This window comes from Gottfriedia endophytica, from assembly GCF_017814275.1.
GTDB lineage: Bacteria > Bacillota > Bacilli > Bacillales > Bacillaceae_G > Gottfriedia > Gottfriedia endophytica.
In genome coordinates this window covers 110444-133127 of record NZ_JAGIYQ010000002.1, presented here as the reverse complement: position 1 = coordinate 133127, position 22684 = coordinate 110444, and the positions used below count along the sequence as shown (strand labels likewise).

Annotated in this window: 24 protein-coding genes; 23 read left to right on the top strand and 1 reads right to left on the bottom strand. The window is 32.8% G+C overall.

Features of this window, described 5'->3' with window-relative positions; genetic code table 11:
• Positions 1–297: 297 nt before the first annotated feature.
• The 9 genes from J5Y03_RS03290 (at position 298) to J5Y03_RS03250 (ending at position 7901) form a co-directional block, all read left to right on the top strand.
• On the top strand, positions 298–1560 hold the full coding sequence (locus J5Y03_RS03290) for a tetratricopeptide repeat protein (protein WP_209402499.1): 1263 nt from the start codon (positions 298–300) through the stop codon (positions 1558–1560).
• Between the two features lie 54 nt (positions 1561–1614).
• On the top strand, positions 1615–2154 hold the full coding sequence (locus J5Y03_RS03285; protein WP_209402497.1) for a ReoY family proteolytic degradation factor: 540 nt from the start codon (positions 1615–1617) through the stop codon (positions 2152–2154).
• A gap of 519 nt (positions 2155–2673) precedes the next feature.
• Positions 2674–3120, top strand: a complete 447-nt coding sequence (locus J5Y03_RS03280) for a DUF2487 family protein (protein WP_209402495.1) — start codon at positions 2674–2676, stop codon at positions 3118–3120.
• Between the two features lie 145 nt (positions 3121–3265).
• Complete coding sequence (locus tag J5Y03_RS03275; RefSeq protein ID WP_209402493.1) at positions 3266–3766, top strand: QcrA and Rieske domain-containing protein; 501 nt, start codon at positions 3266–3268, stop codon at positions 3764–3766.
• Positions 3767–3768: 2 nt separating this feature from the next.
• Complete coding sequence (gene qcrB / locus J5Y03_RS03270; RefSeq protein WP_209402491.1) at positions 3769–4443, top strand: menaquinol-cytochrome c reductase cytochrome b subunit; 675 nt, start codon at positions 3769–3771, stop codon at positions 4441–4443.
• Positions 4444–4502: 59 nt separating this feature from the next.
• Complete coding sequence (locus J5Y03_RS03265) at positions 4503–5276, top strand: menaquinol-cytochrome c reductase cytochrome b/c subunit (RefSeq protein ID WP_209402488.1); 774 nt, start codon at positions 4503–4505, stop codon at positions 5274–5276.
• A 428-nt stretch (positions 5277–5704) separates the two neighbouring features.
• Complete coding sequence (locus J5Y03_RS03260) at positions 5705–6304, top strand: DUF1405 domain-containing protein (protein WP_245208718.1); 600 nt, start codon at positions 5705–5707, stop codon at positions 6302–6304.
• Between the two features lie 61 nt (positions 6305–6365).
• On the top strand, positions 6366–7166 hold the full coding sequence (locus J5Y03_RS03255; RefSeq protein ID WP_209402486.1) for a sporulation protein YpjB: 801 nt from the start codon (positions 6366–6368) through the stop codon (positions 7164–7166).
• Positions 7167–7220: 54 nt separating this feature from the next.
• Positions 7221–7901: a zinc metallopeptidase gene (locus J5Y03_RS03250; protein ID WP_209402484.1), complete on the top strand. Its 681-nt coding sequence runs from the start codon at positions 7221–7223 to the stop codon at positions 7899–7901.
• 368 nt (positions 7902–8269) lie between these two features.
• Here the strand turns inward: J5Y03_RS03250 and J5Y03_RS03245 are convergent, their stop codons facing one another.
• The gene (locus tag J5Y03_RS03245) at positions 8270–9142 is read right to left on the bottom strand and encodes a YitT family protein (RefSeq protein WP_209402482.1); all 873 of its coding nucleotides are present in this window, start codon (positions 9140–9142) and stop codon (positions 8270–8272) included.
• Positions 9143–9402: 260 nt separating this feature from the next.
• On the opposite strand from J5Y03_RS03245, the gene J5Y03_RS03240 reads away from it, so the two are divergent.
• The 14 genes from J5Y03_RS03240 (at position 9403) to J5Y03_RS03175 (ending at position 22261) form a co-directional block, all read left to right on the top strand.
• Complete coding sequence (locus J5Y03_RS03240; protein WP_209402480.1) at positions 9403–9732, top strand: nucleotide pyrophosphohydrolase; 330 nt, start codon at positions 9403–9405, stop codon at positions 9730–9732.
• Position 9733: 1 nt separating this feature from the next.
• Positions 9734–10537, top strand: a complete 804-nt coding sequence (gene dapB, locus J5Y03_RS03235) for a 4-hydroxy-tetrahydrodipicolinate reductase (RefSeq protein WP_209402478.1) — start codon at positions 9734–9736, stop codon at positions 10535–10537.
• A gap of 9 nt (positions 10538–10546) precedes the next feature.
• A complete protein-coding gene (gene mgsA / locus J5Y03_RS03230; protein WP_209402476.1) occupies positions 10547–10921 on the top strand; it encodes a methylglyoxal synthase in 375 nt (124 codons plus the stop codon).
• A 12-nt stretch (positions 10922–10933) separates the two neighbouring features.
• A complete protein-coding gene (bshB1, locus tag J5Y03_RS03225; protein ID WP_209402474.1) occupies positions 10934–11647 on the top strand; it encodes a bacillithiol biosynthesis deacetylase BshB1 in 714 nt (237 codons plus the stop codon).
• Positions 11644–12783, top strand: a complete 1140-nt coding sequence (gene bshA / locus J5Y03_RS03220; protein ID WP_209402472.1) for an N-acetyl-alpha-D-glucosaminyl L-malate synthase BshA — start codon at positions 11644–11646, stop codon at positions 12781–12783. The genes bshB1 and bshA overlap by 4 nt, the downstream gene beginning before the upstream one ends.
• On the top strand, positions 12776–13966 hold the full coding sequence (locus J5Y03_RS03215) for a CCA tRNA nucleotidyltransferase (protein WP_245208717.1): 1191 nt from the start codon (positions 12776–12778) through the stop codon (positions 13964–13966). The genes bshA and J5Y03_RS03215 overlap by 8 nt, the downstream gene beginning before the upstream one ends.
• A complete protein-coding gene (locus tag J5Y03_RS03210) occupies positions 13951–14931 on the top strand; it encodes a biotin--[acetyl-CoA-carboxylase] ligase (RefSeq protein ID WP_209402470.1) in 981 nt (326 codons plus the stop codon). The genes J5Y03_RS03215 and J5Y03_RS03210 overlap by 16 nt, the downstream gene beginning before the upstream one ends.
• 229 nt (positions 14932–15160) lie before the next feature.
• Positions 15161–16003, top strand: a complete 843-nt coding sequence (gene panB / locus J5Y03_RS03205; RefSeq protein WP_209403115.1) for a 3-methyl-2-oxobutanoate hydroxymethyltransferase — start codon at positions 15161–15163, stop codon at positions 16001–16003.
• Entirely contained in the window at positions 16000–16848 is an 849-nt protein-coding gene (gene panC / locus J5Y03_RS03200) for a pantoate--beta-alanine ligase (protein WP_209402469.1), read from the top strand. The genes panB and panC overlap by 4 nt, the downstream gene beginning before the upstream one ends.
• 20 nt (positions 16849–16868) lie before the next feature.
• Complete coding sequence (gene panD / locus J5Y03_RS03195; protein ID WP_209402467.1) at positions 16869–17252, top strand: aspartate 1-decarboxylase; 384 nt, start codon at positions 16869–16871, stop codon at positions 17250–17252.
• Positions 17253–17535: 283 nt separating this feature from the next.
• The gene (gene dinG, locus J5Y03_RS03190) at positions 17536–20325 is read left to right on the top strand and encodes an ATP-dependent DNA helicase DinG (protein ID WP_209402465.1); all 2790 of its coding nucleotides are present in this window, start codon (positions 17536–17538) and stop codon (positions 20323–20325) included.
• 90 nt (positions 20326–20415) lie between these two features.
• Positions 20416–20586, top strand: coding sequence for a YpmA family protein (locus J5Y03_RS03185; protein WP_209402463.1), 171 nt, complete (start codon positions 20416–20418; stop codon positions 20584–20586).
• An 11-nt stretch (positions 20587–20597) separates the two neighbouring features.
• Complete coding sequence (locus J5Y03_RS03180) at positions 20598–21062, top strand: cell wall elongation regulator TseB-like domain-containing protein (RefSeq protein ID WP_209402461.1); 465 nt, start codon at positions 20598–20600, stop codon at positions 21060–21062.
• A gap of 11 nt (positions 21063–21073) precedes the next feature.
• A complete protein-coding gene (locus J5Y03_RS03175) occupies positions 21074–22261 on the top strand; it encodes a pyridoxal phosphate-dependent aminotransferase (protein ID WP_209402459.1) in 1188 nt (395 codons plus the stop codon).
• Positions 22262–22684 lie beyond the last annotated feature (423 nt).

Sequence of the window (22684 nt, the reverse complement as noted above, 5' to 3'; positions counted from 1 at the left end):
AAAAATCTATTATTTGACACTGTTTTAGATCAAAAAGTAAATAAATGGTCGATAAGTTTTCTCTGTAAAATAAAGGGATATTTGAAGAAATGGAAGAAATTATAATATGTATAATCAATTAAACTAGTTTAGGTTTACAATATTGTAATGTCTAATCATTAAATGTCGTTAAATTGACACACCTCAAAATGACTAGTTCAGTTCATTTTAATGGTATAATAATATTTTGGCGTCGTATGAGAATATATGAAGTGTTTAATGATTAGATGCAGAAATAAAAAGGTAGAGGTATTACATATGAGTATAGTAAATGAAGCGATTCAATTAATTGAAAATGGACTAACTGAAGAAGGATTATCAAAGCTACAATCATTTTTAAAAAATGCGAATGATGAAGAGAAATATGAAATTGCACTTATTTTTCAATCTCTAGGTTTAGTTGAAGAAGCAAAAAATATTATTGAAGATTTATACTATTTATATGATGAAGATGAAGAATTGAAAATTATATTAAGTGAATTGTTAATTGATTTAGACGAAGAGGATGAAGCCTTAAATTTATTATTAACAATTAAGCCTGAAAGCGATTTTAGGGTACAAGCATTATTATTAATGGCTGATATCTATCAAGTGCAAGGCTTAGATGAAGTAGCAGAAAGTAAGCTACTAGAAGCAAAAAGAATGCTTCCTGATGAACCAGTTATCGATTTCGCTCTTGGAGAGTATTATTTCAGTAAATACGAGTATAGTAAAGCAATTTCATATTATAAAGAATTAACTTCTAAAGACATTGATTTAAAAGGAGTTAATAAGAAATTACGTTTAGCCGAATGTTTAAGTGCTGAAGGAGAATGGGATGAAGCAATTCCATACTATGAAAGTGGTATTGAAGAATCAAAAGATTTCCATACATTATTGGGCTATGGAATTACTTTGTTTCAAGCGGAGAGATATAATGCGGCTATCCCTATCCTAGAGGAAGCGATTTTCCTTGATGAAGAATATATTGTTGCTTATTTATGGTTAAGTAAAGCTTTCGAAATGGAAGGTCAAATAACTGATAGTTACGAAACGCTACAAAAAGCAATTAAAGTGGATGAGACAAATGTAGATTGTCAATTAGCAGCAGCAAAAATAGCACGTAAACTCAAATATCATGAAGAATGTAAGAAACATCTTGGAGAAGCTCTAACGTATGATCCTTCATTAATAGAAGGAGTACAATTACTAGTTGGAATCTATTTTGAAGAAGAAGAGTTTGAAGCTGTTATTGATACAATATCTTTAGCAATGAAACATGGAGCATTTGATCCACAATTCAATTGGGATCTTGCAAAAGCATATAATCAAATAGAGAAGTACGATGAGGCATTAAATTACTACCGAACTGCATATAATGACTTTAACCAAGAAATGACGTTTTTAAAAGAATATGGTGATTTCTTATACGAAGAAGGACTTCATAAAGAAGCAAAAGAAGTTTATCAAAAATTAACAACAGATGATTTATTGATGGAAGATGTTATTGAACGTCTTGATCGTTTAAATGACCTTGAATAATTTTCTTGGTTCAGAAATGGGGATTTGAAAAAAGAACAGAGGAGGGAAAATGAAATGGCAACCCCTGTATCTGTGAACGAAAAAAAAGACTTTGTAAAATGGTTTCTTAGCAATTTTCAGCTTAAACAAAGGGAATGCGTTTGGATATTAAATTATTTAATGAGTCATGACTATTTGATGAAAAAAGTACATTTTGTAGAGCAAGCAAAATATTGTCCAAGAGGATTAGTAATGTCTACAAATTGTGTAAAGGAAGTACCATTTCATTTTTATAAACAAAATGTCATGACAACAGATGCTGAAAAGTCATTTCATGATATTCGCTTAAATCGTGATGAGGATATTTACATCCAGCTTAATTTTAAATCTTCTTTCCAGTATCCAATGTTTGTTTCAGTTTTGGAAGAAAACCCTCACCTTCCTAAAAACGTCGAAAGTAATGAAAAAGATCGGATATTTGCAGAAAAACTTTTAAATGATTCAGTTTTAACATTTCAGCGAAATCGATTAATGAAATTAATCGATGATGCTTTAGATCGGCAAGATGCAGAAGCATTCCATAGATTGTCGAATGAATTGAAATATTTATCCTAATAATTTTTATCATGAAAAGAGTCTCTACCGATAGAGACTTTTTTATTTTGCCTAGGCTACCCTGAAAATAACATTTTAAAAGATAATCATTATAGGATGAATTCCTTATTTTCATGTGCCATGGTGAGAATTTTATATTAGCATGGGGGACTCTTTTCTAAAAGATTGTTGTTTTTGAGATGATTAATTTTAAAGACAGAAGTTGAATACAGCGGAAGGTGCGAGACTCCTGTGGGAATAGCGGGAAGGCTAAGACCCTGCAGGAGCATTAGTGACGAGGAGGCTCAGCTCAGGCCCCACGGAAAGGGAGCATCCTGGAGTTGTAATCAACTAACGCATTCTAAAATAGCAACAATGTATACGAAACCAGCCTTCGCCTAAATTAACTGATTAGATGAAATAGTAAATCTCTTACTTTCGTAAAATAGCGTTATATGTTTTAATTAATAATGGGTAATGTTCACGGAATTTTCATAAATTAATAGCTTAAAACTCTTTAAAAGAAGGTAGGATAACACGATGATATGGATAGAGAAAGATTTAAAACAAGTAATTGAAAATAAAGAATTTATTGATACTGTTTTAGTACCACTAACACCAATTTCTTTTAATGAGCATGACGTAAAATTAGCAAATCAAGTAGAGGATCTTGGTATTTTACTAAATGAGCTAGAGAGACAGTATAGAGGTAGAGTGATCGTAACACCTCCATTTTCCTATTTAATAGATGAATCAAATAAAGTAAACCGATTAAATGAGTGGGGAAATATGTTTAGAGAAAATGGGATGAAAAATATATTTTTTGTGACATGTGATTTTGAATGGGAAGGTTTAGAAACTGATTTTACAGATAATATTATGTGGATCCCATCGCTAGATTTAGCGTCATTTGATATGACGACTCAAAAAACAATTGTATCAAAACATATTGAACATTTAATTACTATTTTTTCAAAAAAATGGTAGTTGAAAGAAAATGTGAATAATTCAGATGATTATTACTAGGATGATATTGACCTACTAAAATTGTTATTATATTATGAAAGTGTCCTAGTTTAATAAATAATAGATTGTCCTTACTGGAGAACTTATGATAGAGGGGGGAATTTTCATGAGTGGAAAAGTTTCAAGACGCCAATTTTTGAACTACACATTAACTGGTGTTGGTGGATTCATGGCAGCGGGGATTGTCATGCCACTAGCTCGCTTTGCTATTGATCCGGTTTTGAAAAAAGAAGCAGCTGGCTCGATGGTATCAGTAGGCTTAGTAAAAGATTTAACGAATGAACCAAAACGTTTTGACTTTAAAGTTCATCAAGTTGACGGTTGGGTTGAATCTGATGCACCATTTCAAGCTTGGGTGTATAAAAACGATAAAGGAGAAATTATCGCTTTATCACCAGTTTGTAAGCATCTTGGCTGTACCGTAAACTGGAATGATGACAAACAGTTTCCAAATCAGTTCCATTGTCCATGCCACGGCGGTCGTTATGAGAAGAACGGCAAAAACATTGCTGGTACACCACCATTAGCACCACTTGATATGTATCAAGTAAAAGTGAAAGGTGATTCATTCTATCTTGGTAAAGCGTTACCACAAGGAGGTAAGTAATCGTGCTTAATAAAATTTACGATTGGGTAGATGAGCGATTAGACATTACTCCTCTTTGGAGAGATATCGCTGATCACGAGGTACCTGAACACGTTAACCCAGCGCATCATTTTTCAGCATTCGTATATTGCTTCGGAGGATTAACTTTCTTCGTAACTGTTATTCAAATTTTATCTGGTATGTTTTTAACAATGTATTATGTACCAGATATTAAAAATGCATGGGAATCTGTTTATTATTTACAAAACAATGTTGCTTACGGACAAATTGTTCGAGGAATGCACCATTGGGGAGCAAGTTTAGTTATTGTTATGATGTTTTTACATACGCTACGTGTATTCTTCCAAGGAGCATATAAAAAACCTCGTGAATTAAACTGGATTGTTGGAGTATTAATTTTCTTCGTTATGCTAGGTTTAGGATTCACAGGATATTTATTGCCTTGGGATATGAAAGCGCTATTTGCTACAAAAGTAGGATTAAATATCGCAGAACAAACACCTTTAATTGGTAATGCAGTAAAGACTCTAATTGCTGGTAGCCCAGATATCATTGGAGCTCAAACATTAACTCGTTTCTTTGCAATTCATGTATTCTTCTTACCAGGAGTTTTACTTGCATTAATGGGAACGCATTTCTTAATTATTCGTAAACAAGGGATTTCTGGTCCACTATAATAAATCCTTTATTAATAGTGAGAAGATCAGTAGACGTTTTGTAATAAAGGAGGGAGAACATGCATCGCGGTAAGGGAATGAAATTCGTAGGTGACTCACGTGTCCATGTAGATCGTAAACCGAATATTCCGAAAGATTATTCTGAATATCCTGGTAAAACAGAAGCATTCTGGCCAAATTTCTTGTTAAAAGAATGGATGGTAGGTGCTGTATTCTTAATTGGTTATTTATGTTTAACAATTGCTCATCCATCACCGCTAGAAAAATTAGCGGATCCAACAGATACGGGCTATACGCCACTACCTGACTGGTATTTCTTATTCTTGTATCAATTACTTAAATATTCATACGCATCCGGGCCTTATAATACAATTGGTGCATTCGTTATTCCAGGTTTAGCATTTGGTGGACTTCTTTTAGCACCATTCTTAGATCGTGGTCCTGAGCGTAAGCCATCTAAGCGTATTATTCCAACTGGTTTAATGCTTTGTGGTTTAGCTGCTACTGTTTATTTAACATGGGAAGCTGCTGCTCACCATGACTGGAAAAAACAACACGAACAAGGTAAAATCCAAAATTTCGCTACTTTGGATCAAGCAGATCCTGGCTATAAATTATTACAAAAAAATACTTGTGTAACTTGTCATGGTGACAACTTACAAGGTGGGCCAGCTGCTCCTGCATTACAAAATGCGAATTTAAAATCTGATGAAGTTGCAAAAATCGCTCGTGAAGGAAAAGGTGGCAAAATGCCTCCTGGTGTCTTTAAAGGAACTGACGCTGAACTAAAAACTTTATCTGAATATGTTGAGAAAGTATCAACAAAGAAATAATGTGTGAAAAAGAGTCGATTTATTCGACTCTTTTTTTATGTCCTTTTTTAAAGATTGCTGTTTTAAGGTTTTGTAAATAAAAGAAAGAGAGAAGTTGATTGGAACGGAAGGATGCTCGACTCCTGTGGGAGATGCGGGAAGACTGAGACCCCACAAGCGTATGCGACGAGGAGGCTCAGCTCACGCCCCTAGGAAAGCGAGCATCCCTACGTTCCAATCAACTTACATATACTGAAATAACAACAATGTAAACTAAAACAGCCTTTATTATTTATACTAAAACCATCTAATGAATCTACACTTTAAAATAAAAACAGTTTCCCTTCTATTAAGGAAGTATGATTCGTAATTTTGAGGTAAGAATGACAGACAGAAGGAAAACCAAAACAACATTTAATAGGTAAGATAAATTTAGGATGGTTTAGATAATGATAAATAATTTAATGGCATTTCTAAGACTCAAATCAATTTTATGGATTTTATTTATTGTAAATTTATTAGGAACGATCTATGGATATTATTGGTATAGATTTCAAATTGAAGAAACAGTTTATTGGTTACGTATTTTTGTACCAGATAGCCCGACTGCATCACTTTTTCTTTGTATTGTATTACTTGGGTATTTAATGAACCAACAAAATGGATTAATCGAAGCGCTTGCATTTGTAAGTTTAATAAAATATGGTATATGGGCTGTTGTAATGAACTGCTTTGTTTTGTTTATACAAAAGGAGTTAAACTTAACAGCTTATTTACTTATTTTTTCACATGCAGCAATGGCCTTTGAGGCAATACTATTCGCACCTTTCTTTAAAGTGAAGGCATGGCAATTAATTGTTGCGTCTATTGTGATTTTACAAGATGTCATTTTTGATTATGTCTTTAATACAATGCCTACATATTATATGCTTTTCCAATACAGAGATTGGATCGGATTATTTACTTTTTATTTATCTGTATTTGCTATATTTCTTGGTTATTCATTGTTACTAAAGAAAAATAGATTGAAGTTAAACATTTTAAGATAAGAGAATTGTTCTAATCTTGTCCTCCTTTTCATAGATTTTAATAGTTAAAAGGAGGGATAAAATGAAGAAATTGCTTTTTTTTGTGACCGTAGTTCTCTTTTTATTTACTTTATATAGAACTCAAGCGATTGCTAATACATATAGTACTAAAAATACAGCTAATGGGAACTTATTACTTGATCAAATCTTGGAATTAACTAAAAATGGTGATTATGTTCATGCTTCAAATTTATTAGATCAATTTAGTTCATCCTATTGGAAAAATAATAGGTCTCTTAAAAATCATACACCAAAAGATTTAGAAACAATTGATGTAACAATGGTTAATGCAAAGCAGTCTTTAAAAAATGATGGAGCAGATCAACAACAAAAAATTGGTGACATTTTAGGTGTTAGATTGTTGGTAGATGCAGAAACTACTACAATGCAACCAATGTGGAAAGAATTGAAAAATTCGATAATGACTCCGCTCGATAATATGATTACTTCCTTTAAAAGAGGAGATGTAGAAGAATATCAAATTCAGTTAAATCAATTTTTAAATCAATTTGAAATTATTTATCCGGCACTTTTAGTTGCTTTACCATACGAAGAAATTAATAAAGTAAATTCATTAATATCATATTTAGATGATTACCGTATAAATACTAAAGCGATACCTGCATTTTCTGATAAACTTTATAGTACAAAAGATGAAATGCTATTGATTTTTTCTCAAAATGCTAATACTATACTGACACCTACATTTTGGACACTTTTTACGACTGGCGGAATTATCATAGGAACTTTATGCTATGTAGGAGTAAGAAGATATATTGGTGAAAAGAAAAGTTCAAAGAAACGAAAAGATAAAAGTGATTGAGTAGGATCACTTTTTCAGGAGAAAATTTTAAACGTTTTCATGGAGGCATTAAAAATGAATTATCTAATCTACTTTTTAATTATCCTAATCGTACCAATTCTAGCACAATTGAAAGTTAAATCGACATTTGCAAAGTATTCAAAAGTAGATTCTACTTCTCGTATGACAGGAGCGGAAGTAGCTCGAAAAATATTAGATGATAATGGATTATTTTCAGTACAAGTCGTTGAAACTGAAGGTTACTTATCAGACCATTATGATCCTCGTTCAAAGGTAGTTCGTTTATCTACAGATAATTATTATGGAACTTCAGTGTCTGGAACTGCGGTTGCTGCACATGAAGTAGGTCATGCATTACAAGACTCACAAGATTATGCATTTTTACGTTTTCGCCATTCTTTAGTACCTGTAGCTAGCTTTAGCTCAAACTTATCATGGATATTCGTAATGATTGGACTATTAACATCAGCTAGTAATATGCTTTTAATTGGAATCATTCTGTTATCGGCAGGTGTATTATTTCAGTTTGTTACTTTGCCAGTTGAATTTAATGCTTCGAGCAGAGCACTTAAGCAAATTAAAAATTTACATATCGTTTCTTCTGAGGAAAATGTATATGCAAAACGAGTTTTAGATGCAGCTGCTTTAACTTATGTCGCTGCAGCTGCTGTTGCAGTAGCTGAATTATTAAGACTTGTGCTAATCTATACAGGAATAAATAACCGTGATGAATAGACAATATGATTATTCAAACAATATAAAGAAGCCTCAAAACATATTATAATCTATGTTTTGAGGCTTCTTTTATTTTGCTCCAATGTCTGTCGAAGGTAAACAAGGCCCTTCCGCTTTTCTCTGTCCAGCTACGTGTGCTAGCTCTTCGGTCGTTTCGCAAAAAGCAATTGAATTGAAAAATCGCAATTCAATTGCTTTTTACTCCAACGCCTTTCAGAGCTAACCAAGCACACTACGCATTTCGTGTGTCCAGTTCCAGCGCCTACCTTCTCGGCCATTTCACAAATACAAAATGAAGTGAAATGCACACTTCTTTTTGTATTTGCTCCAATGTCTGTCGAAGGTAAACAAGGCGCTTCCACTTTTCTCTACGGATGTATTGGTGCCTTATTTTCGTCTAGAGTAAATCCTTCACCAAGTACGTCGTGTACATCTGTGACAGCGACAAAAGCATGTGGGTCAATAGCTTGTATAATATTTTTTAAATGAATGATTTCATTTTTTGGAACTACACAAAATAATACATCACGTTCATCACCAGTAAATGTACCAACACCTTTAAGAAATGTAGCACCACGATTCATTTCAGTCATAATACGTTCAGCAATTAATTCATTTTTTGATGAAATAATATTTGCACCTTTTGCTGCATATGCACCTTCTTGAGTGATGTCGATGACTTTCGCACCAACAAATACTGCTACTAAAGTATACATCGCTTCTCTGTAGTTAAGATATGTAAGCAATGAAAGCGTAATGACACAGAAATCGAATGTGAACATCGTTTTCCCCATACTCCATCCAGCGTATTTATTGGCCAATCGAGCTATTATATCTACGCCTCCTGTTGTCCCGCCGAATCTAAAAATGATCCCAAGTCCAACCCCAATAAATACCCCCGCGAACAAGGCAACTAACATTAAATCGTTATGTAGGTCAATGTTAACAGGATACTCTCCAAATAGCCATATGAAAAACGAAACTGCAACTGTACCGATAATGGTATAACTCATTGTGATACGGCCAAGTAATTTCCATCCAATAAAAAAGAGTGGTATATTAAAAACTAAGTTTGTTATTGAGGGACTAATATGAAATTTAAAGTATAAGATCAAGTTAATTCCTGTAAATCCGCCTTCTGCTAAATTATTTTTCATATTGAAATTAACAATACCGAAAGAGAAGATAGCAGCCCCTAGAAGGATGAATAAGATGTTTTTAATTTTAAGTTTGTATTGCATATATTTCCTCCTTTAAATAATTTAACAAGTAAAGAGATATCTTATTTCTTCAAATGATGGCAATTAAAATCCTCTCAATAAAAAGCTATCAAAAAGAGAGCTTTAATGAGAGGTATGATCATCCAGTATGAAAATAAAGAAACTTAAGGATATCTTTCCTTTATTTTCGCCTCTCTTCCTATTTTTTTCAAGTAAAATACTATATAATTTGCGAGAAAGTTACTTAAATAGTAGGATTTAAATAAGGAGTTGAATTTATTATGCACAAAAAGACAGTAAAAGAACTTCAACAAGAAGTTGATACATATATTAGTCAATTTAAAGAAGGCTATTTTAGTCCATTAGCAATGATGGCTAGACTAACTGAAGAACTTGGCGAATTAGCGAGAGAAATAAATCATACATACGGTGAAAAACCAAAGAAAAAGACAGAGAAAGAAAAAGCGATTGAAGAAGAACTTGGTGATGTGTTATTTGTCTTAATTTGTTTAGCAAATAGTCTAAATATCGATATGGAACAAGCTCATGACATGGTAATGAATAAATTCAATACTAGAGATAAAGATCGCTGGACAAGAAAGGAAGAGTAAGATGACAAATCAAATTCGTGTAGTACTAGCAGGGCCAAGGGGTAAAATGGGATTAGAAGCTTTACAATTAATTGAAAAAACTGATTCATTCGAATTAGTAGCAGTTATAGATTATAAATACGGTGGATCTAAATTAAATGACATCCAATCAGTTGTTCAGAATAATGTCCATGTATACGAAACATTTGAAGAATGTATGAATAGTGAAAAATTTGATGTATTACTAGATTTAACAAATCCAGAAGTAGGGAAAAAACATGCATTTATGGCATTAAATAATAAAATTAGAACTGTAATTGGTACGACTGGTTTTAGTTCAGCAGAGCTAGAAGAATTAAAAGAATTAGCTAGATCAAATGAGACAGGTTGTATTATTGCTCCTAATTTTGCGATTGGCGCAATTTTAATGATGAAATTTTCAGCAATGGCCGCTAAATATTTTCAAGATATTGAAATACTTGAGCTTCACCATGATCAAAAATTAGATGCACCATCAGGAACGGCATTAAAAACAGCTGAAATGATAAAAGGAGCAAGAGTTCCTAAACAACAAGGGCATCCAAATGAAATTGAAACAATTGAAGGAGCTAGAGGAGCAAATGTAGAAGGTATGAGAATACATAGTATTCGTTTACCGGGACTCGTAGCTCATCAACAAGTAATGTTCGGAGGAGAGGGACAAGTACTCACAATTAAACATGATTCAATGAATAGAGGTTCATTTATGTCTGGTGTAAAAGTTTCGATTGAGACAGTAATGAAGCTTGATGAGCTTGTATATGGTCTTGAAAATATTATGGAGTAGGTGTAAAGCATGAATATTGCATTAATTGCTCATGACAAAAGAAAAGACACGCTTGTAAATTTCATAAAAAATAATGAACAATTTTTTTCAGAGCAAACCTTATTTTCAACTGGGACAACAGGATTAAGAGTAATGGAAAATACGAATTTACAAATAACACGTTTTCAATCTGGTCCATTAGGTGGAGATCAAGAAGTTGGAGCATTAGTTGCGAAAGGCCAAATGGATGCAATATTTTTCTTTCGTGACCCATTAACTTCACAACCACATGAACCTGATGTAAATGCTCTTCTTCGCTTATGCGATGTATACCATATTCCGGTTGCGACAAACACTGAATCGGCAAATGCAATTTTATATTATTTAAAGAATCATAAGAAGTAGGTGGTATCAATAATGAACGAAAAAGTGGATATTCTGGCAATTGGTGCACACCCAGATGATGTAGAAATTGGAATGGCGGGAACGATTGTAAAATATAGTAAACTAGGATATAAAATCGCTATCTGTGATTTAACAGAAGCGGAATTGTCTTCAAATGGGAACACCGAGTTAAGACAATTAGAAGCACAAAAAGCAGATAAAGCAATGGGGGTTCTAAAGCGTTTTAACCTTTCTTTGCCAGATCGTCATTTATTTTTAAAAGAGGAATACATTAAACAAATAGTTGATGTGATCCGTTTAACAAAGCCAACGGCAATATTTGCTCCTTTTGAGGTTGACAGACATCCAGATCACGGGAATTGTTCAAGATTAGTGGAAGAAGCTGTTTTTTCAGCAGGCGTTAAAAAGTTTCAAACGGATTTGAATTTAAATGCCCATAAAGTAGATAAATTCTACCACTATATGATAAATGGGTTTCATAAACCTAGCTTTTACATAGATATCTCAGACTCAATTGACGGCAAAATAGCAGCACTAAATGCTTATGAAAGCCAATTTACTCCGGGAGAAAATGGGGAAATGACACCTTTAACGAATGATTATGTTAACAGTGTAGTAGCAAGAGAAAAACTTTTCGGTAAAGAAGTAGGGGTTTCATATGCTGAAGGGTTTATTAGTAAGAGGCCAATACTTCTCCAAAATGATTTTATAGGGGAGAAAAAATGAAAATGAAAATAGGAATTACATGTTATCCAACTGTTGGTGGTTCAGGAGTAATTGCAACAGAGCTTGGAAAATTACTAGCTGAAATGGGGCATGAAATTCATTTTATTTCATCTAGTATGCCATTTCGATTAAATCGAGTTGATCCTAACATTTATTATCATGCAGTTGAAGTAAATCAATACTCTGTTTTTCAATACCCACCTTATGATTTAGCGTTAGCCAGTAAAATGGCTGAAGTAGCAAATCGAGAAAAATTAGATATATTACATGTTCACTATGCGATACCACATGCTGTTTGTGCGTTCCTTGCAAAAAATATGATTCATCATGATATAAAAATTGTGACAACATTACATGGAACAGATATAACAGTGCTTGGATATGATACCTCGTTAACCGAATTAATAAAATTTGGTATCGAACAATCCGATGCAGTTACTGCAGTTTCGGAAGACCTTGTAAAACAAACATATGAATTAGTTGAACCAAAGAAAGAAATTCAAACTGTTTATAATTTTATTGATGAACGAGTGTATCATAAAAAAGACAGAAGCGAATTGAAAAAACAGTATGGGATCGAAGAACATGAAAAAGTAATCATTCATATTTCGAATTTTAGACCAGTAAAACGAACAATGGATGTTATAAATGCATTTAACTTAGTAAAAGAAGAAGTTCCATCTAAGTTATTGCTTGTGGGAGATGGCCCTGATTCTTCAAGTAATTGTAAGCTTGTGAAAGAGTTAGGACTTGATGGGGATGTTTTATTTTTAGGAAAACAAGAAAATGTTGAAGATTTACTTTCTATTAGTGATGTAAAACTTCTGCTTTCTTCAAAAGAAAGCTTTGGCTTAGTATTATTAGAAGCAATGGCATGTGGTGTTCCGTGTATAGGTACAAATGTCGGTGGTATCCCTGAAGTTATACAGCATGGAGAAAACGGATTTTTATGTGAGTTAGGCGATATTGACCAAATTGCATATTATACAATTAAGCTTTTACAAGATGAAAAGTTGCATAAGGAAATTTCTTCTCGTGCAATGGAAATCGTTGAAACGAAATTTCATTCATCTAAAATTGTAGATCAGTATTTATCAATTTACAAATCACTACTAGGAAGAGTTTATAATGGATAAATTTAATAAAGCAAAACCAGTTTTACAAAAGTTGATTGATAATGGATATGATGTGTATTTTGTTGGAGGCTGCGTACGAGATCATCTATTAAGAAGAGAAATAGGTGATGTTGATATCGCGACCTCAGCAAAACCTGAAGAGGTAATGACACTTTTTCAAAGAACTGTACCAACTGGTTTGCAGCATGGTACAGTTCTCGTTCTGCATGATAATGAATCTTACGAAGTGACAACTTTTAGAACAGAAGATACTTATCTTGATTTTCGAAGACCAAATGCAGTTAATTTTGTAACATCAATTAATGAAGATTTAAAAAGAAGAGATTTTTCGATGAATGCGATTGCTATGACAATTGATCATGAATTAATTGATCCATTCAAAGGTGAGGTTGCAATAAATGAAAAATTGATTGTTACTGTAGGTAAATCAATCGATCGATTTAAAGAAGATGCCTTACGAATGATGCGGGCGATTCGATTTGTGAGTCAACTTCAGTTCCAATTAGATCAAGAAACGAAAGAAAGCATTTCTGAAAATGGTTACCTCATTGAAAAAGTGGCGGTAGAACGAATTCTTGTAGAATTTGAGAAAATGTTACTTGGAAATGGGAGAAAAGAAGCGGTTAACATCTTAATCGAAACACATTTAGAAAAGTCTTTACCGAATTTAGCATTACACAATGATTCGTTAAAAAAATTTGCACAGTTGCCGCTTAACTACTTAGAAACCATCGAAGAACTATGGACAGTTCTAATTTATAAAATGAATTTAGAAGAGACGGGTCCATTTTTAAGAAGCTGGAAAATGTCCAATGATAGACGAAAAAGCATCTTATTGTTAATGGATGAACTTAATAACAATCCGTCAGAATGGACAAACTATGATCTTTATCGAATTGGATTAGACAAGTGTATAAAGTTGTTAAGAATCAATATGGTAATTAATCATTCATTTAATAGCGATAAGTTAATGGAATTAACAAAGCGTTACATGTCATTACCGATTAAATCATCATCTGACTTATGTATTAACGGAAATGATCTATTAAGCTGGTCAAATAAAAAAGGTGGTCCATGGTTGAAAGAAACCATTATCTTAGTAGAAAAAAATATTTTAGAAAATCAATTAGAAAATGAAATGACGGCAATCAGGGAGTGGTTTGAACAATGGGATCGCCAGTGAAAGAACAAATACTAAAATTGTTCACAGATAATAAAGACGAGTTTATATCTGGAGAATACATAAGCAAGCAATTAGGAATTTCACGTACCGCAATATGGAAATACATGAATGAGCTAAAGACAGAAGGTATTGATATTGTAGCAGTTCGAAAAGTTGGTTATAAAATTGTAGGGAAGCTTGATAAAATTACACCTACTGATATTAAACTTGGTCTTGAGACAAAACAATTTGGTAGAAATGTATTTTTCTATGAAGAAGTTGAGTCAACGCAAAATATTGCAAATGAACTCGTATTTAAGGGAGCAGAAGAAGGAACGATTGTATTAGCAGAACGACAAGTTAAAGGGAGAGGCCGTCTGCAAAGAAATTGGGTAACAGGTGAAGGTAAAGCTATTGCAATGAGTATAATCTTAAAACCGAGTATACCACCAAAGGTTGCCCCGCAATTAACGTTACTAGCTGCAGTGGCAGTTGCATCTGCAATTTCAAAAGTAACTAATTTGAAGCCGAATATAAAATGGCCAAACGATATTTTAATTAACAACAAAAAAGTGTGTGGCATTTTAACAGAAATGCATGGAGACTCAGATTTAATTAGTAGTGTGATTGTAGGGATTGGAATAAATGTAAATCAAGAGAAAGATGAGTTTCCAAATGACATAATTTCTAGAGCTACATCAATTAGAATAGAAGAAGGTAAAAAGATCTTAAGATCAAAGATTGTACAAGCTATTTTGATGGAAATGGAAAAGCTGTATGCCATTTTTTTAGAAAAAGGATTTGTCCCAATTAAGTTATTATGGGAAAGCTATGCAATTTCTCTAGGGAGAGAAATCACAGCTACTACATATTCAGAAACAATTGTTGGGAAAGCACTTGGTATTACTGAAGAAGGCCAGCTTCTTTTACAAGATGAAGAGGGCAAAATACATACAATTTATTCTGCAGATATTTCGATTATTTAATGTAGTCGTATGAACAAGAACTTGTTATAATAGAAGTGGATTGGGTGGTATCCTACTATGGAACTACACCGTATTTTTTTATATTAATAAAAAAGATCTGCCTTGATCCGAATATGGACTTGGACAGAGGAATAATGCTTTTTCGAAGAGTATTCCTTTGTTTATTTTGAACAAAGGATATTATTTTGTCGAAATGGATATTCCTCTCCTTAAAGAGGAGGAAATGAAACTGAAAACCACTAAAGATTTTTTACAAATGAAACAAAAGAATGAACCGATTGTCATGATCACAGCTTATGATTATCCTTCAGCAAAGCTATCAGAAGCAGCTAACGTTGACATGATTTTAGTTGGTGATTCACTAGGTAATGTTGTTTTAGGGTATGATAGTACCATTAAAGTCACAGTTGAAGATATGATTCATCATTCAAAAGCTGTACGAAGAGGCGCTAAAAATACTTTTGTCGTTACCGATATGCCTTTTATGTCTTATCACCTATCAAAAGAAGAAGCAATGAGAAGTGCATGTCGAATCATGCAAGATGGGGATGCGGATGCTGTAAAACTGGAAGGAGCAGATGAACAAGTTTTAGAGGTAATTAAATCTCTAACTGCTGCTGGAGTCCCTGTTGTTGCACATTTAGGTTTAACACCTCAATCTGTAGGTGTGCTTGGAGGATTTAAAGTTCAAGCAAAAGATGTAGAAAGTGCAAAAAAATTGTTAGAGGATGCTAAAAAATGTGAAGAAGCAGGTGCCTTTGCATTAGTATTAGAATGTATTCCGAAGCAATTAACAAAACAAGTTTCATCAATGCTAACTATTCCAACAATTGGAATCGGTGCAGGCGTTGATGCAGATGGACAGGTTCTTGTTTACCACGATATGATCACTTACGGAGTTGGCAGAGTGCCAAAGTTCGTTAAACAATATACAGATGTACAAACATTAATTGAAGAAGCAATTTCTAACTATACAGAGGAAGTAAAATTAAGACAGTTTCCTGAAGGAATTCATTCATTTACGATGAAAGAAGAACAGCTAGAAGCTCTTTATGGAGGAGCCAAATCATGAAAATTTTTAATACAATAAATGAACTACGAAACGAATTATCAGAACAAAGAGCAAATGGAAAGAAAATTGGTTTTGTCCCAACAATGGGATATTTACACGAAGGCCATGCTTCTTTATTAAAAGCAGCACGCAAAGATAATGATATCGTTGTATTAAGTATCTTTGTAAATCCTACGCAATTTGGCCCGAACGAAGATTTAAGTAGCTATCCACGTGATTTTGAACGAGATGAAAAAGTAGCACAAAATTCTGGGGTAGATTACATCTTTTATCCAAATGTAGAAGAAATGTATCCGAGTAAATTAAAATCTAAACTGCAAGTAATAAATGGTGTGAATGTATTATGTGGTGAAAAAAGACCGGGACATTTTGATGGCGTAGCATTAGTTGTTACAAAATTATTTAATATCGTTCAACCACATAATGTTTATTTTGGACTAAAAGATGCACAGCAGGTAGCAGTAATCGAAGGCTTAATAGAGGATTACAACATTCCTGTTACGTTAAATAAAGTACCAATTGTACGTGAAGAAGATGGATTAGCGAAAAGTTCTCGTAATGTATACTTATCAGAACAAGAAAGAGCTGAAGCTCCAACGATTTTTAAAAGCCTACAAAATGCTAAAGCACTAATTGATGCTGGTGAGCGAAATTCAGTGAAAATTGAAGAAGAAATCAAAAGAATTTTAGAAGAAAAAACATCAGGTGAAGTTGATTATGTAAATGTATATTCCTATCCTGAATTGAACGAGATTACAGAAATTAAAGGAACAATAATTATTGCTATTGCACTTAAATTCACTAAGGCAAGATTAATTGACAACATCATATTAACAATTTCATAAAAGTACCGGAGGAAACAACCATGTTTAGAACAATGATGAGAGCTAAATTACACCGTGCGACTGTAACAGAAGCAAATTTAAATTATGTAGGAAGTATTACGATTGATGAAGATTTAATGGATGCAGTAGATATCCGTGAAAACGAAAAAGTACAAATTGTAAATAATAACAATGGTGCACGTTTAGAGACATATGTAATCCCTGGAAAACGTGGCAGTAAAGTAATTTGTTTAAATGGAGCGGCTGCTAGATTAGTTCAAGAGGGCGATAAAGTGATTATCATTGCATATGCTCAAGTTGAAGAAGAAAAATTAGATAAACATCAACCAAGTATTGCAATTTTAGATGACAACAATGAAATTGTAGAAGTAATGGGAAAAGAAATTGCTGGGACAATAAAGTAAATGGTTTTGGGTGTCTCGAGGTTAGTGAGACACCCTTACTTCGTTTATTTTAAAACGATTAGGTTAATCTAATTAAAAAAGTACATAAAAATAATGGCTCTTTTAATGTTTATTGTTGATAATTAATAAAGATTAGTTTTTAGATAAAATCCACGAGACTCTTGAGGAAAAACGAGGCTCGGAGGTTCGTCCGCGGAAAGCGGGTGGATTTTTTCGAATATCAACAATCTTATTTAACAAAGTCAAAGAAATAAATAAAAGTTATCTAATGGGAGGTGAAAAAATGAAAAGATTTGTTGTTGTCGATCTAGAAACCACAGGGAATCACTTTAAAAGTCGCGATAAAATTATTCAAATTGCTGCGCTAGTGATAGAAAATGGTGAAGTGATTGAACAACTATCTACTTTTTTAAATCCGAAAATCCCAATTCCTAAGTTTATTACAGAACTGACAGGGATTGATAGTGAGATGGTTCAGCACGCTCCCTTATTTGAGCAAATTGCAGATGAATTACATACGCTTTTTGATGATGCAATTTTTGTTGCACACAATGTGATGTTCGATTTAAGTTTCCTCCAAGAAGAATTTGAAAGAATAGGAAAACCGAAATTAAATACATTATCTCTCGATACGGTTGAATTAACGAGAATATTATTTCCAACATTAAATAGCTATAAACTTTCTGATTTGTCTAGTACATTTAAAATCGAACATACAAACCCGCATCAAGCAGATAGCGATGCAGAAGTAACAGCGGAATTGTTGGGGATTTTGCTAAAAAAGCTCCATTCTCTTCCGTATGCTACATTAAAGCACCTATATACTATTTCGAAGCAACTTAAAAGTGATCTTCATTTTTACATAGGCAACCTTTTAGATGAAAAAAGTTTAATGATGACATCTGAGCGAGATGACATTATCGAATATAGAGGGATTGCGATCAGAAATGAAAAATTTCATTTACCACAAGAAGATGAGAATTTTAATGATATTCATACATTCTTAGTGGAAGACTTTGATGAACAAATGGATGCATTAGTTGAATTTTATCATCCAAGAAATGAACAAAAGCAGTATATTACAGATGTGTATACTTCTTTAACAAACGACCAGTTTTTAATTGCTGAGGCTGGAACAGGCATTGGGAAAACGATAGGCTATTTGTTGCCATCAGCATATTTTTCAAAACAAAAAAATAAACAAATCTGTATTAGTACAAGTACAATTGCATTACAAAATCAATTGATACAAAATCAGCTTCCTCTATTGCGAAAATTGGTTCCATTTCAATTAAGAGTAGCGTCAATTCAAAGTAAGCGTCATTATATTTGTTTACAAAAATTTGAACATATCTTAAGAGAAGATGATGATAATTATGATCTTGCTTTAACAAAAGCAATGATTAGTGTCTGGTTAACTGAGACCACTACAGGAGTATTGGATGAAGTTTCTTTACCTTCTGGAGGATATCAGCTTTGGAATCGTATAGGTTGTGATGATGATAGCGAAAACCGAAGAGGTAATCCATGGTATTCAAAATGTTTTTATCAAAAAGCGAAAAATGATTTGTTATTAGCGGATTTAGTGATAACAAATCATGCATATTTATTATCTACTATCCAAAAACATGAAAACACTCTACAATCGGTTGAACATTTTATAATTGATGAGGCACATTTATTTGAAGAAGTAGCAGGTCGGACATTTGGTAGCTCTTATTCCTGTATAAAATATAATCAATTACTTTCTAGGTTAAATACAACGGATAGTGTTGATTTAATTAATAAACTTTATCATAATGTTCAAAATAATAATGTAAAACAAAATTGGTGGAAAAAAACGGATTATTATGTTAGAGAATTAAAATTTGAAAGTGACGAATTATTTCGTTTAATAAAAGATTTTATTCTTATTAACCAACGTGATGATAATAAAGATAATATACGTTATTCTCTTGCTATTAATCATAAATTGAAAAAATATTCAAAATGGCAAGTTCTTAAAGATAGCTTCGATCGTTTTGAAATGATTAGTAACAATTTTAATAAACATTGTGAAGAGTTTATAATCAAACAAGAAACAGATCAGATGAGTGCTTATATCGCATCTATGATCAATGAATTTAAAATGATTGTAAATGAACTATTTCAAATGAAAAATGAATTGAAAGAAATTCTTTTTGAAGAAAATGAAGAATTTGTATCTTGGATGGAAACAGAAGCTAAAGGATCTTTTCATTCAACTTTCCTATATTGTGAACGTGTAAAGAATCAAGAAATGCTGAAAGAGTTTTTATTCGATAAAGCAAAGTCAATCCTCTGTACTTCAGCTACACTTTCTATTCAGAATTCATTTGACTTCTTTAAAAATGAACTTGGATTAACAGATTATCACCTAGTTGAAAAAATCTATTCAACTCCTAGTGAATTTAAAGAAGGGGTAACTGTCTTAATTCCTACAGATCTTGAAGGAATTAAAGAATTAACTCAAGAAGAATATGCGAAGCAAACTGGTGACTATATTTTTAAAATTGCAAGCAAAGTAAATGGTAGAACTCTAGTCTTATTTACTGCATATGATTTATTAAAGAAAACATATGAAGAAGTTAAGATGCATCAAACTGAAGATCAATCTCTCAATTTGATAGGTCAAGGGTTTTCACAAGGCGGAAAGCAACGATTAATTAAACAATTTTTACAAACGAAACAATCGATATTATTCGGTACTAATACTTTTTGGGAAGGAATCGATTTGCCAAATGACGAACTTGACTGTGTCATTATTGTTAGATTACCATTTACTAGCCCAGAAAAGCCGATGTATGTCGCAAAATCTAGACTTCTTAAAAATGAAGGGAAAAATTCGTTTGCTGAATTAGCATTGCCACTTGCAATTATGAAATTTAAGCAAGGTTATGGTCGATTAATTCGTAATGAAAAAGACCGAGGATATTTTGTTATTCTTGACAATCGAATTACAAATTCAACATATGGTTCAAAATTTATAGAAGTACTTCCAAATCAAAAAATCATAACAGATTGTCTTGAAAATCTTTTAGATAAAATAGATTGAAGAAGTTTAGTTGAATAGATTTATGAACCCATAATATTGTGATATAATTGCAATAAAATTTGATGCAACATAGGATTTAGGAGGAGCATTATGAAATCCAATATAGAAGTTTTATCAACAACAAAGGTTAAATATACAAGTGATTTGTATAAAATTGTTGATAGCTTAAATAGAACTTTAAAAGAACAAGACTTAATGTTTGGACTAGCATTAGATAAAGAAAATGCAGATTATGCAGTTTTTACTATTTATCGAACTTAATTGAGGTACATATGAAAAAGTTAATCATTATCCTATCGTTAGGATTCGTATTTATACTACTACTATTTGTCTTTCTGTATCAAACTGCCATGTCACCATTAAAAAGTCAAATACAGAAAGCTGAGGCAACTGTTGTTGATGATGGATATATAAAAACAATAGACTCTTCAGACTATTATTTTGGAAAAGAACATGCAATTGTCTTTCAAGGGGAAAATAAGGATCACAAGAAGATCATTGCTTGGGTACAAAACAAAAAAGTTATTACTCGCAATGCTTCAGAGGGCTTAACAAAAAAACAAATTATGAACCAAGTCCAAAAAGAACGTAATCCAAAAGAAATTATTAAAGTAAAATTAGGAATTGAGAACAACATTCCTTTGTGGGAAGTAGAATATATAGATCATGCAGGTCATTATAATTATTATTATGCTTCGTTTAAAAATGGACAGTTGTTAAAACGTTATAGTATCTAGGGGGAAATGCAATGAAGTTAGCTAAACGCGTAAGTTCATTAACACCATCAACTACATTAGCGATTACTGCAAAAGCTAAGGAAATGAAAGATCAAGGTATTGACGTAATCGGCTTAGGAGCAGGGGAACCAGATTTTAATACACCTCTTCCGATTATTGAGGAAGCCTATTCTGCAATGCTTAAAGGTCAAACGAAATATACGCCTGCTAATGGATTATTATCGTTACGTAAAACGATTTGTGATAAGCTTTTGAAAGATCAGGGTATTTCGTACTCACCAGCAGAGATCGTTGTAACAAATGGTGCAAAACATGCATTATATACTTTATTCCAAGCAATTCTAGATCCAGAAGATGAAGTTATTATTCCTACACCATATTGGGTAAGTTATCCTGAACAAGTTAGTTTAGCTGAAGGTAAACCAGTTTTTATTGAAGGATACGAGCATCAATCATTTAAAGTAACACCAAAGCAAATTGAAGAGGCAATTACACAAAAAACAAAAGCAATTATTATCAATTCACCAAGTAATCCAACAGGTATGATTTATACTAGTGAAGAACTATTTGAAATTGGTAAAGTTTGTTTGAAACATGATATTTTAATCGTTTCAGACGAAATTTATGAGAAGCTAGTTTATGATGGTAATAAGCATGTCTCAATTGCAGAGCTTAGTCCTCAATTAAAAGACCAAACTGTTATCATTAATGGGGTTTCAAAGTCTCATTCAATGACAGGTTGGAGAATAGGGTATGCTGCTGGAAATAAAGAGCTAATTAATGCAATGACGAACTTAGCTAGTCATTCAACTTCTAACCCAACTACAATGGCTCAAATCGCTACTATTAAAGCTTATGAACTAGGCGATGAACCAGTAGATGAAATGAGAGTAGCGTTTGAAGAGAGATTAAATAAAACATATGACCGTTTAATCAAAATTCCTGGTTTTACATGTGAGAAACCACAAGGTGCATTTTATTTATTCCCAAATGCAAAAAAAGCGGCAGAACTTGCGGGTTTTAATACGGTAGATGAATTTGTAAAAGCTTTATTAGAAAAAGCGTTAGTTGCAGTTATTCCAGGTTCAGGTTTTGGTTCACCAGATAACATTCGTCTTTCATATGCAACTTCACAGGAAGTTTTAGATAAAGCATTAGATCGAATTGAAGAATTTATGAACGCAAAAATTTTAGGCTAAGCACTTTGCTTAGTCTTTTTTTTGGCCCTTTACTAAAAGTAAGTAGTACCGACTTTTGATATGGAATTCATCGGACAATCGTTCCGTTATATGTGACAAAAAGGGTAATTTCTATATTTATCGGACACACATTCCGTTATTTAGCTAAAACCTGTCAGTTTTGCTTGATTTTTAGTAAATAACGAACTCAGTGTCCAAAGCAACCTCCAATATAGATTTATTTTATCTAAAGTATTCGAACTACATATTCTTAAAATGGTTGCTTATAAAAGGTTTTGTTAAAGGAAACTATTAATAAAGAAGAAAGTTGATCGGAAGGTGCTCGACTCCTGTGGAAGCAGCGGGACAAGAGTGAGACCATACAGGTGCGGATGAGCCGAGTATGATCACTGTCCCCTCACGGAAATCGAGTATTCTGAAGCG

What these genes read in the sequence shown, in the direction of transcription:
- panC (WP_209402469.1), top strand. Translation starts at nt 16,000, where the DNA reads ATGAAAATTTTTAATACAATAAATGAACTACGAAACGAATTATCAGAA.
- dapB (WP_209402478.1), top strand. Translation starts at nt 9,734, where the DNA reads ATGACAAATCAAATTCGTGTAGTACTAGCAGGGCCAAGGGGTAAAATG.
- J5Y03_RS03180 (WP_209402461.1), top strand. Translation starts at nt 20,598, where the DNA reads ATGAAAAAGTTAATCATTATCCTATCGTTAGGATTCGTATTTATACTA.
- J5Y03_RS03210 (WP_209402470.1), top strand. Translation starts at nt 13,951, where the DNA reads ATGGGATCGCCAGTGAAAGAACAAATACTAAAATTGTTCACAGATAAT.
- J5Y03_RS03275 (WP_209402493.1), top strand. Translation starts at nt 3,266, where the DNA reads ATGAGTGGAAAAGTTTCAAGACGCCAATTTTTGAACTACACATTAACT.
- J5Y03_RS03280 (WP_209402495.1), top strand. Translation starts at nt 2,674, where the DNA reads ATGATATGGATAGAGAAAGATTTAAAACAAGTAATTGAAAATAAAGAA.
- J5Y03_RS03185 (WP_209402463.1), top strand. Translation starts at nt 20,416, where the DNA reads ATGAAATCCAATATAGAAGTTTTATCAACAACAAAGGTTAAATATACA.
- J5Y03_RS03175 (WP_209402459.1), top strand. Translation starts at nt 21,074, where the DNA reads ATGAAGTTAGCTAAACGCGTAAGTTCATTAACACCATCAACTACATTA.
- J5Y03_RS03265 (WP_209402488.1), top strand. Translation starts at nt 4,503, where the DNA reads ATGCATCGCGGTAAGGGAATGAAATTCGTAGGTGACTCACGTGTCCAT.
- J5Y03_RS03215 (WP_245208717.1), top strand. Translation starts at nt 12,776, where the DNA reads ATGGATAAATTTAATAAAGCAAAACCAGTTTTACAAAAGTTGATTGAT.
- dinG (WP_209402465.1), top strand. Translation starts at nt 17,536, where the DNA reads ATGAAAAGATTTGTTGTTGTCGATCTAGAAACCACAGGGAATCACTTT.
- J5Y03_RS03250 (WP_209402484.1), top strand. Translation starts at nt 7,221, where the DNA reads ATGAATTATCTAATCTACTTTTTAATTATCCTAATCGTACCAATTCTA.
- panD (WP_209402467.1), top strand. Translation starts at nt 16,869, where the DNA reads ATGTTTAGAACAATGATGAGAGCTAAATTACACCGTGCGACTGTAACA.
- J5Y03_RS03255 (WP_209402486.1), top strand. Translation starts at nt 6,366, where the DNA reads ATGAAGAAATTGCTTTTTTTTGTGACCGTAGTTCTCTTTTTATTTACT.
- bshB1 (WP_209402474.1), top strand. Translation starts at nt 10,934, where the DNA reads ATGAACGAAAAAGTGGATATTCTGGCAATTGGTGCACACCCAGATGAT.
- J5Y03_RS03290 (WP_209402499.1), top strand. Translation starts at nt 298, where the DNA reads ATGAGTATAGTAAATGAAGCGATTCAATTAATTGAAAATGGACTAACT.
- J5Y03_RS03260 (WP_245208718.1), top strand. Translation starts at nt 5,705, where the DNA reads ATGATAAATAATTTAATGGCATTTCTAAGACTCAAATCAATTTTATGG.
- bshA (WP_209402472.1), top strand. Translation starts at nt 11,644, where the DNA reads ATGAAAATGAAAATAGGAATTACATGTTATCCAACTGTTGGTGGTTCA.
- mgsA (WP_209402476.1), top strand. Translation starts at nt 10,547, where the DNA reads ATGAATATTGCATTAATTGCTCATGACAAAAGAAAAGACACGCTTGTA.
- J5Y03_RS03240 (WP_209402480.1), top strand. Translation starts at nt 9,403, where the DNA reads ATGCACAAAAAGACAGTAAAAGAACTTCAACAAGAAGTTGATACATAT.
- J5Y03_RS03285 (WP_209402497.1), top strand. Translation starts at nt 1,615, where the DNA reads ATGGCAACCCCTGTATCTGTGAACGAAAAAAAAGACTTTGTAAAATGG.
- J5Y03_RS03245 (WP_209402482.1), bottom strand. Translation starts at nt 9,142, where the DNA reads ATGCAATACAAACTTAAAATTAAAAACATCTTATTCATCCTTCTAGGG.